A 9,078-nucleotide genomic window follows, 5' to 3' on the forward strand; every position below is an offset into this window, starting at 1 on the left:
GACGCGGCAACCATGGACCTGGTGAAGGCGGCGGTGCTGATCGGGTCGCTGCTGTCGGCGGCGGTGGCGTGCGTACTGCTCAAGACCCGCGACGCGAAGTACCGCGCGCTGTGGGAGGAGGAGACCCAGGACGAGGACCTGGACACCGTCCCCGACATCGACCAGCCGGAGGACGCGGAACGGCGTCCGACGGAGGCGGCGCGCCGGGCGGCGGAACGGGCGCGCGCGGAGGCGGAAGCGAAGTCCGACCGGGACGAGGACGCGTCGTAGAACCGTCAGGGATTCGCAACAGCGTCCCCATTTCGTCTTGTGATCACCCGATTCGATGACGGTACCGTCTGATGAGGCCATCGTGCGGGGACGGGACGAGCAGGGGGACGTCGTGGAGTTGGCGGAGCAGATCGCGGCTGTGCGGTCGGGGGTGGGCGACCCGCGGGAGATGATCGGGGAGTTCCGGCGTACGGCGGTGCTGGTGCCGGTGGCCGACGGGGGTTTCATGTCGGCCGAGTACGGCGGCGTCCGGTGGATCTACGCCTTCACCGACGAGGCTCCCCTCGCCCGCTTCGCGCGGGCGCGCGGCGCGGCCCCGGACGAGGCGTGGGAGTTCGTGACGGTGCTGGGCGCCCGGCTGCTGGACGCGATGATCCCGGAGCTGGACGGCCCGGCCGGAGTCGCGGTGGATGTGGCGGACGAGGACGGCTCGATGATGTTCCCGCCGGTGGCGGGCATCGTGCCGGACGCGGTCGCCCTCGATGTCGACGAGGACGGCAACAAGATCACGGGCGACGGGGAGGCCGGCCGGTGAGCGGCGACGGGGACCTGAAGCTCGACAAGGATTCGCTGGCCCTGATCGAGAAGGGGCTGAAGTCGGCGATCGGCGAGCTGAAGGAGTCGGGGGCCGACGCCACGGGCTCGATGCAGGGCAGCGGTTTCGAGCAGCTGACGCTGTCGAAGATGGAGGCCGGGGACGGTGGCCTGGCCGATGACTTCGAGGGTTTCTGCGAGCGCTGGGAGTGGGGCGTACGGGCGCTGGTGCAGGACGCGAACGCGCTGGCGGCACGGCTGAACCTGGCGGCCGGGATGCTCTACGAGGAGGACCAGTACCGGGCCGGCACGTTCAAGGTCGGGGCCAACGCGCTGTTCGGCAACCCGCATGCGACGGAGGAGGAGGTCGCGAAGATGGACTACTCCGAGATCGCGGCGCAGAACATGCCGGACTTCAGCGCGAAGTCCTTCGAGGACGCCCGTACGGAGATGGGGCAGACCTGGAAGGACACCGGCCGGGCCCTGTCGACCGAGGGGATGGGCGGGGCGCAGAACGAGTTCCTCATGGACCAGGCGGGATTCACGGAGGAGCAGCGCCAGCAGGCCATCGACGACACTTTCGGCCCCTCTCCTGAGGAACGCGCCAAACAGCAGCAGGCGGACGGGGGTGAAGGCTGATGGGCTGGGATCTGGTTCCCGACTCGTGGGAGGACGCGGCCGAGAACACCGTGGAGAAGGTCGGCGACGGTGTCGACTACGCCTCCGACTGGACCGCGGACCGCATGGACGATGCGGGCATGCACTCCGGTGCCAACTGGGTGCGGGACAAGGGCGGTTCGGTCGCCAACGCACTCGGCGCGGATGTCGGGGAGTTGCAGCTGGGGCAGACCGACGACGAGAAGAAGCTCGTCCACGGCAGCCCGGAGAAGCTGCGCACCACGGCCGGGCATCTCACCGATTTCAAGACCGCGTTCACCAACGTGGGGAACGGTCTCAAGGGCCTCGACTCGCAGCACATGAAGGGCAAGGCCGCGGACGCGTTCCGGGAGAAGGTCGCCGTCGAGCCGAAGAAGTGGTTCAAGGCGGCCGACGCGTGCGAGAAGGCGGCCACGGCGCTGAAGGACTTCGCCGGCACGGTGCAGTGGGCACAGGGCGAGGCGAAGGAGGCCATCACCCAGTACAAGAAGGGCAAGGACGCCTCCGACGGCTACGAGTCCAAGCGCACCGCCTACAACGACGCCGTCGACACCTACAACGCCAAGCCCGCCGACCAGCGTGACCCCAGCAGCCTGCCCGCCAAACCGGGCGAGACCGATCCGGGCGCGGCGGATATGAAAGCGGCCCAGGAGAAGCTGGACGAGGCACGCCGCCAGCGCAACGAGGCGTCCGGCACCGCCCGTACGGCCGTGCAGGCGGCCCGCGACGCGGCGCCGGACAAACCGTCCTACTCCGAGCAGGTCAAGGACGGGCTCGTGGGCCTGGCCCTGGACTACGAACACCTCCAGGGCGGCATCATCAAGGGCACCGCGGGCGTCCTCACCTTCGTCCGCAGCGTCAACCCGACCGATCCGTACAACCTCACCCACCCCGCCGAGTACGCGACGACGCTCAACAACACGGCGGCGGGCCTGGTCCGCATGGCCAACGACCCGGTGGGCACGGCCAAGACGATGTACGACACCTTCAAGAAGGACCCCGCCGAGGGCATCGGCCGCCTCATCCCGGAACTCCTCGGCACCCGGGGCCTGGGCGCGGTGAAGAAGGTCGCCACGGTCGCCAAGCACCTCCCGGACAGCAAGACGCCGGGACGCAAGGATGTCGGCGACAAGCCGGATGACAAGTGTCGCGAACCGGCCTGTCGGCGAGAGGGCCGCGAACCGGTCGACTTCGCCACCGGTCGGATGGTGCTTCGCCAGACCGACGTCTCGCTGCCGGGCAGTCTGCCGCTCGTCTTCCGACGCGGCTTCGAATCCTCCTACCGGGCGGGCCGCTGGTTCGGCCCCACCTGGTCCAGCACCATCGATCAACGCCTGGAAATCGACGCCGAGGGCGTCATCTTCCACGGCGAGGACAACCTGCTGCTCGCCTACCCTCACCCCGCACCAGAGGTTCCTACCCTCCCGGTGACCGGCCCTCGCTGGCCGCTGGAACGCACGGTTGAGGGTGACTACATCCTCAATGACCCCGACACCGGCCAGGTCCGGCACTTCACCGGCCCGGCCGGCGGGGCCGACGGGGCCGACGGCACAGCACTGCTTGAGCAGATCACGGACCGAAACGACCACCGGATCAACTTCGAGTACACCCCCGACGGCGCCCCGACCAGCGTCGTCCACGACGGCAGGTACCACCTCAAACTCACCACCGAGAACGGCCGCATCACCGCCCTCCACCTCGCCAGGGCCGCCGAAGACGGCACCGACCAGCAGCTGAAACGCTACGGCTACACCGACGGCCATCTCACGTCCGTCACCAACTCCTCCGGCCTGCCGCTGCAGTTCGGCTGCGACGACGCGGGCCGGATGACGTCCTGGACGGACACCAACGGCAGCCACTTCGACTTCGCCTACGACGAAGAGGACCGCTGCGTCTGGCAGTCCGGCACCGAAGGCCACATGCGCTCCACCTTCGACTACTCGGGCGTCGACGAGCGCACGGGCTACCGCATCACCAAGGTGACGGATTCCCTCGGTCACACCTGGCGCTACCTGGTCAACGACCGCCTCCAGGTCGTGGCCGAGACCGAACCCACTGGAGCAACCACACGCAGCGAGTGGGACCGCTACAACCGGCTGCTGTCCCGTACGGACGCGCTTGGGCGCGCCACCCGGTACCGGTATGGGGAAGTCGGCGAGGTCCAGGCAGTCACACGTCCCGACGGGCAGACGATCGAGGCGGAGTACAACCACCTCGGCCTCCCTGTGGCCATTACCGGAGTGGACGGTGCCTGCTGGCGTCAGGAGTACGACGAGCGCGGCAACCGCACAGCAGTCACTGACCCGGCCGGTCACACCACGCGCTACGCCTACGGCGAGCAGAACCATCTCACCGCTGTCACCGACGCGTTGGGTTCCACCGTTCAGGTGCGCTGCGACCCGGCAGGTCTCCCGGTGCAGATCACCGACCCGGGGGGCGCGGTCACCACATATGCGCGGGACGCTTTCGGCCGCCCCACTGCGGTCGTGGACCCGTTGGAGGGCACGACTCGTCTTTCCTGGACGGTTGAGGAGCTGTCGCGTCGTCTCGACCCTGACGGATCGGGCGAGTCGTGGATATACGACGGCGAAGGCAACTGCACCCGCCATGTGGACGCGGGCGGCGGGGTGACCACCTTCGAGTACACCCACTTCGATCTGCTGGCGGCCCAGACCGGTCCGGACGGGGTGCGCCACGAATTCACCCACGACACGGAACTGCGCCTAACCCAGGTCACCAACCCGCACGGCCTGAGCTGGAGTTACGCCTACGATCCCGCGGGACGTCTCCTATCCGAGACCGACTTCGACGACCGCACCCTCACCTACGAACACGACGCCGCGGGACAACTGGCCTCCCGCACCAACCCGCTGGGCCTGCGCGTCACCTTTGAGCGCGACGTGCTCGGCCAGATCACCAGCAAGGACGCCGACGGCCAGGCGACCACCTACGCCTACGACCCGGCAGGGCGCCTCACCGAGGCCGTCGGTCCGGACGCCGAACTCCTCCTCCAGCGCGACAAGCTGGGCCGGATCAAGACCGAGCTGGTCAACGGCCGTGCACTCACTCACACCTACGACGCGCTGGGCCGCCGCACCCGCCGCATGACGCCCTCCGGAGCCGTCTCCTCCTTCACCTACGACGAGGTGGGCAACCGCACCACCCTCACCGCCTCCGGCCACACCCTCGACTTCACCCACGACGCGGCAGGCCGCGAAACCCATCGCCGCATCGCCGGCACCATGGACATGGTCAACGCCTGGGACCCGGCCGGCCGCCTGACCGCCCAAACCGTCACCGGCCCCACCTCCGCCCCGGTCCAGCACCGCGCCTACACCTACCGCCCCGACGGCCACCTGATGGGCATCGACGACCAACTCAACGGCCCCCGCGTCTTCGACCTGGACGCGGTAGGACGCGTCACGGGAGTCCGCGCCGAGGGCTGGAGCGAGTCCTACGCCTACGACAAGGCGGGCAACCAGACCCGAGCGAACTGGCCCGCACAGCACGCCGGCACAGAGGCACGCGGCGAACGCGCCTACAGCGGCACCCGACTGCTCTCGGCGGGATCGATCCGCTACGAACACGACGCAGCAGGCCGCATCACACTCCGCCGCAAGACACGGCTATCGAAGAAACCCGACGTCTGGCGCTACAGCTGGGACGCCGAAGACCACCTGACCTCAGTGGTCACCCCCGACGGCACCGTCTGGCACTACCGCTACGACCCCCTGGGCCGCCGCATCGCCAAACAACGCCTAGGAATGGACAGTGAAGCGGTCACCGAACAGGTCGACTTCACGTGGGACGGCCCCACCCTCACCGAACAGACCACCACCGCCCCCAATCTCCCCAACCCCGTCACCCTCACCTGGGACCACGACGGCCTACGCCCCCTCACCCAGACCGAACGCATCACCAACGCCACCACCCAACGCGAAATCGACTCCCGCTTCTTCGCCATCATCACCGACCTCATCGGCACACCCACCGAACTCCTCGATGAGAGCGGCGACATCGCTTGGCGCACCCGCACAACCCTCTGGGGCACCACCACCTGGAACACCGACGCCACGACCTACACCCCCCTCCGCTTCCCCGGCCAGTACTACGACCCCGAAACCGCCCTCCACTACAACTTCCACCGCCACTACGACCCAGCCACCGCCCGCTACACCTCACCGGACCCCCTCGGCCTCACCCCAGCCCCCAACCCAGCCACCTATGTCCACAACCCCCACACCTGGACCGACCCACTCGGCTTGGCCCCAGAAGGTTGCCCACAAACACACAAAGAATTTCCGAGTCGCAGCGCGGCTTTCCGAGGAGCGAAGCGTGATCTTGGTATTCCTGGGACGCAACAGCCGCTCGACGTCCGACATGTACCGATGACTGATAAGTGGGGGAATCCGGTCCTTGACCAAAGTAAGCAGCCCATTCAAACACGCGAGTACCATTTCACGAGAGAGGACGGCAGCAAAGTAATAATTCAGGATCACGCTGCAGGTCATCAATTCCACGAAGGAGGAGTGGGCGACCAGGGACGTCACTTCAATGTCAGGCCGTACGAGAACCCCAGGACAGGTAAAGTTCCAGGGACCGCTCAGCACTATGAGTATTGAGGAGCAGCTCAGAGATGTCATGGACCTCGACGTTGGCAGATGCGACAGCGCTTCAGAGGGTCTTCGGAGGGGACCCACCGGAGCTGCGCGAGACGCGGGTACATGAGGTCACTCTGTCCAGAGACGGGCCACAGGTAACTATCCGAATCGATCTCCCCACGTACCCGACTTCCCCGCCTGCGAAATGGCGGACCCAAGGTTTCAACACGGTGCAAGCAGAAATCACCTTCGTTGGAGCACGAGATATTTCGGTGGAAGGATTTGGACGGGATCCGATTGTTGATATCGAGATCACTCGAACCGATTCGATTCGGATCTCGATCGACTCTCCAGAGTTCCGCCTGCATCTCGCAGCCGACGCAGCCATCCTCTCGAAGGTGACGGCGTACGTGAACGACTGAGGCGTTTCGGTAAAGTGGTCAATCTTTTCTTCACCAAGTTGAAGGAACTCGCCCCACCGAATGCCGCAAGCTACGACGACTCACTGGGTCGCATGGACCGGACGCGAAACGGAAAGCTGCTCGGCTGCCAGGGGCACTATCACCATGACCCAGACCTGCGAACGATACAGGGACACGCATATGAGGTTGGCAGTGCACGTTGAAAACCAGACCCCCATGGTCGGAAGTATCTAGGAAGTGGACCTGGAGAGTGGCTAACGGCAGGAGGCATAGTTGGCCTTTCCATCTGGGGTTGATTCCTCACTCGCATCAGTGCTCCACCGCATTGAATCGGTCGATGAGGACCTCATCCTGTTCACTCGTGGAGAAGGGACCGTGAACTGCGATACCTCGGTAGTACTGGTGGAGGCCGAAGACGAGGCACCTCCTGGCACCCGGTACCTCCTTGAGGTCTTCCTCGTGAACGACGTGCTGCGGGTATGGAGCCAATGGTGGCAAGGAGCGCACCCCACGCTGGAAGACAAGTGCGCCGCAGTCATTCACTACGCCACCCACGATGCGTACCTCCCTCTCTCCTCTGCGGAGTGAGCAGCTGACCGGCCCACCTGAGCTCTGAGAACCGGTTCTCCGTGCTCCGGGCCGGTGCCACAGGGTTGCCGTCAGCACCCCATGAGTTTCGTCGCTTGCCCGCAGCGCGGGCAGCGGCAGGGTGGGAATCCCACCGTGATGGGCGGGTGTTCGAGGGGGTCGGCCGGAGGGCGGACCGTGGTGTGGGACAGGACTTGGGTGCGGGTGCCGTCCGGGTGGACGCGGTAGACCTTGATTGTCAGCACCCGGGTTCCACCCTGTCGGGGCGCAGGGCTTCGGCCAGCTGCCAGGCGGTGTCGACGTTGCAGCGGCCGAGGTCGAGCAAGGGTCGTGGCGCGGGGGCCGCGCAGGAGGCAGCGTCCAGGCGCAGCGACGGCAGGGTGACGCCGCAGCGTGCGAGCGCCTCCGCCAGCTCTTCGTACGCCGCCTCCGCTCGGCGAGGACGCCAAGTGCACTTTCCCGGCCTGCTTTTGGCATGTCAGAACCTTCCCTTCGAAGTTGTCCACAGCCCCACCAATCAGGTTGATTACGTGGTGTACTCGAATCCTCACCGTACGGAGCCGGGACCCGCCAGAGCTGCGGTGTTGTCTGCACACGGGACAACGGGGAGGGACTGAGATGGGCGAACAGCCTGCCGAAGAAGAGGAGTCCGGGCGGTCGACGCTGGCCCGCGCGCTGAAGATGCTGCGCGAGCGGTCGGGGAAATCGCTGGGGCAGCTCGCGGAGGACACGTCCTATGACAAGAGCTATCTCTGCCGTCTCGAGTCGGGCGACCGGCTCTCGAAGCGGCCGGTGATGGTTGACCTGGACGCGTACTACAGGACGGGTGATCTGCTCGTCGGCCTCTGGCGCCTCGCTCACCGCGAAGTGTTCAAGGTTCAGTACAAGGCGTTCATGCGGTACGAGGCCGACGCCGTCATCATGCACAAGTACATGCAGGTCATGCCGGGTTTGCTGCAGACGGAGGAGTACGCCCGCGAAGTTCTCTCGGCGGCCCCGGGGCTGTTGAGCGAAGGGGAGATCGAGGAGCAGGTCGCCGCACGCGTGGGTCGTCAGGAACTGTTGCACCGCCATCCGGCACCGAACACCCGCGTGATCCTGGACGAGAGTGTGCTGCGCCGGTCCGCGGCGGACCCGGAAGTCTGGTGCGGTCAGCTGAAGCATCTCGTCGTCTCGGCGGGGCAGCCGTGCATCGTGCTGCAAGTCCTCCCGTTCACAGCGGGAGTTCATGACCTGATGGGTGGCTCGCTGTCACTGCTGTGGCAAGCGGACGGCAGCGCCGTTGCCTACCTCGAAGGCAACAAGTTCGGTGAGCTGATTGAGGACGCCGCCAAGGTCAACGCGTACCGGCTGTCCTACGATCAGATCCGAGACCGGGCACTGTCACCGCCGGACTCGGTGGCATTCGTCGAGCGCATCCTGGAGGAGCACACGTGAACGGCACCACTACCGACCTCAGCTCCGCCGCCTGGCGCAAGTCCAGCTACAGCGACGGCGGGGACGGCAACTGCGTCGAGGTCGCTGACGGCTTCCCCGGCATCGTCCCCGTCCGCGACAGCAAGAAGCCCGAAGGTCCGGCCCTCGTCGTACCGGCAGCATCCTGGTCGTCCTTCGTCGCGGCGGTACGCGGTACCGAGTCCGGCGTGGGCTGACCAACCCGGATCCGGACTGATGACCTGGTACGCGGACTTGACCCCGTACGAGCACCTCGCGGGCTCGATCCCGGAAAGCGTCGATGCGCTGAACGTCGGCTGGTTGGAGCAGCCGCACGCGTTCCCGGAGGGGGAAGTCTCAGAGGAGTTCGTCGAGGCGCTTGGCGTGCTGTGCCGGGATCATCGGCGGGCAGCGACACGGGGCTGGCAGAGTTGCAGCTTCGAGCCGGGGCGCGACCCGTTCGGCGGCCCGCCGAGGATTCTCGTGGGCGGGGAAAGCGTCACGCTCGGCAACGCGGAGGTCCGCGTGATCTCGCGACACGGGCGATGGCTGATCGCCCCCACGCTCGTCCA

Annotated in this window: 7 protein-coding genes and 1 pseudogene; all 8 read left to right on the forward strand. The window is 66.6% G+C overall.

All coding sequences use genetic code 11. The features are described from left to right. Positions 1–270 (forward strand): annotated as a pseudogene (gene nhaA / locus ACRDP3_RS26455) (Na+/H+ antiporter NhaA); the annotation flags it as partial. Positions 271–325: 55 nt separating this feature from the next. Next, entirely contained in the window at positions 326–805 is a 480-nt protein-coding gene (locus ACRDP3_RS26460) for a hypothetical protein (protein WP_431519530.1), read from the forward strand. Further along, a complete protein-coding gene (locus ACRDP3_RS26465; protein WP_431519531.1) occupies positions 802–1,443 on the forward strand; it encodes a hypothetical protein in 642 nt (213 codons plus the stop codon). The genes ACRDP3_RS26460 and ACRDP3_RS26465 overlap by 4 nt, the downstream gene beginning before the upstream one ends. Beyond that, positions 1,443–6,083 (forward strand): putative T7SS-secreted protein, encoded by a 4,641-nt coding sequence (locus tag ACRDP3_RS26470; RefSeq protein WP_431519532.1) that lies wholly within the window; start codon positions 1,443–1,445, stop codon positions 6,081–6,083. The genes ACRDP3_RS26465 and ACRDP3_RS26470 overlap by 1 nt, the downstream gene beginning before the upstream one ends. Positions 6,084–6,097: 14 nt before the next feature. Beyond that, positions 6,098–6,484, forward strand: coding sequence for an Imm50 family immunity protein (locus ACRDP3_RS26475; protein WP_431519533.1), 387 nt, complete (start codon positions 6,098–6,100; stop codon positions 6,482–6,484). 1,206 nt (positions 6,485–7,690) lie between these two features. After that, entirely contained in the window at positions 7,691–8,509 is an 819-nt protein-coding gene (locus ACRDP3_RS26480; protein ID WP_431519534.1) for a helix-turn-helix domain-containing protein, read from the forward strand. Continuing rightward, the gene (locus ACRDP3_RS26485; protein WP_431519535.1) at positions 8,506–8,724 is read left to right on the forward strand and encodes a DUF397 domain-containing protein; all 219 of its coding nucleotides are present in this window, start codon (positions 8,506–8,508) and stop codon (positions 8,722–8,724) included. Before ACRDP3_RS26480 ends, ACRDP3_RS26485 begins: the two co-directional genes overlap by 4 nt. Positions 8,725–8,743: 19 nt before the next feature. Further along, on the forward strand, positions 8,744–9,078 hold a 335-nt coding region (locus tag ACRDP3_RS26490), incomplete at its 3' end, for a hypothetical protein (protein ID WP_431519536.1).

This window comes from Streptomyces sp. (genome assembly GCF_050698815.1).
Classification (GTDB): domain Bacteria; phylum Actinomycetota; class Actinomycetes; order Streptomycetales; family Streptomycetaceae; genus Streptomyces.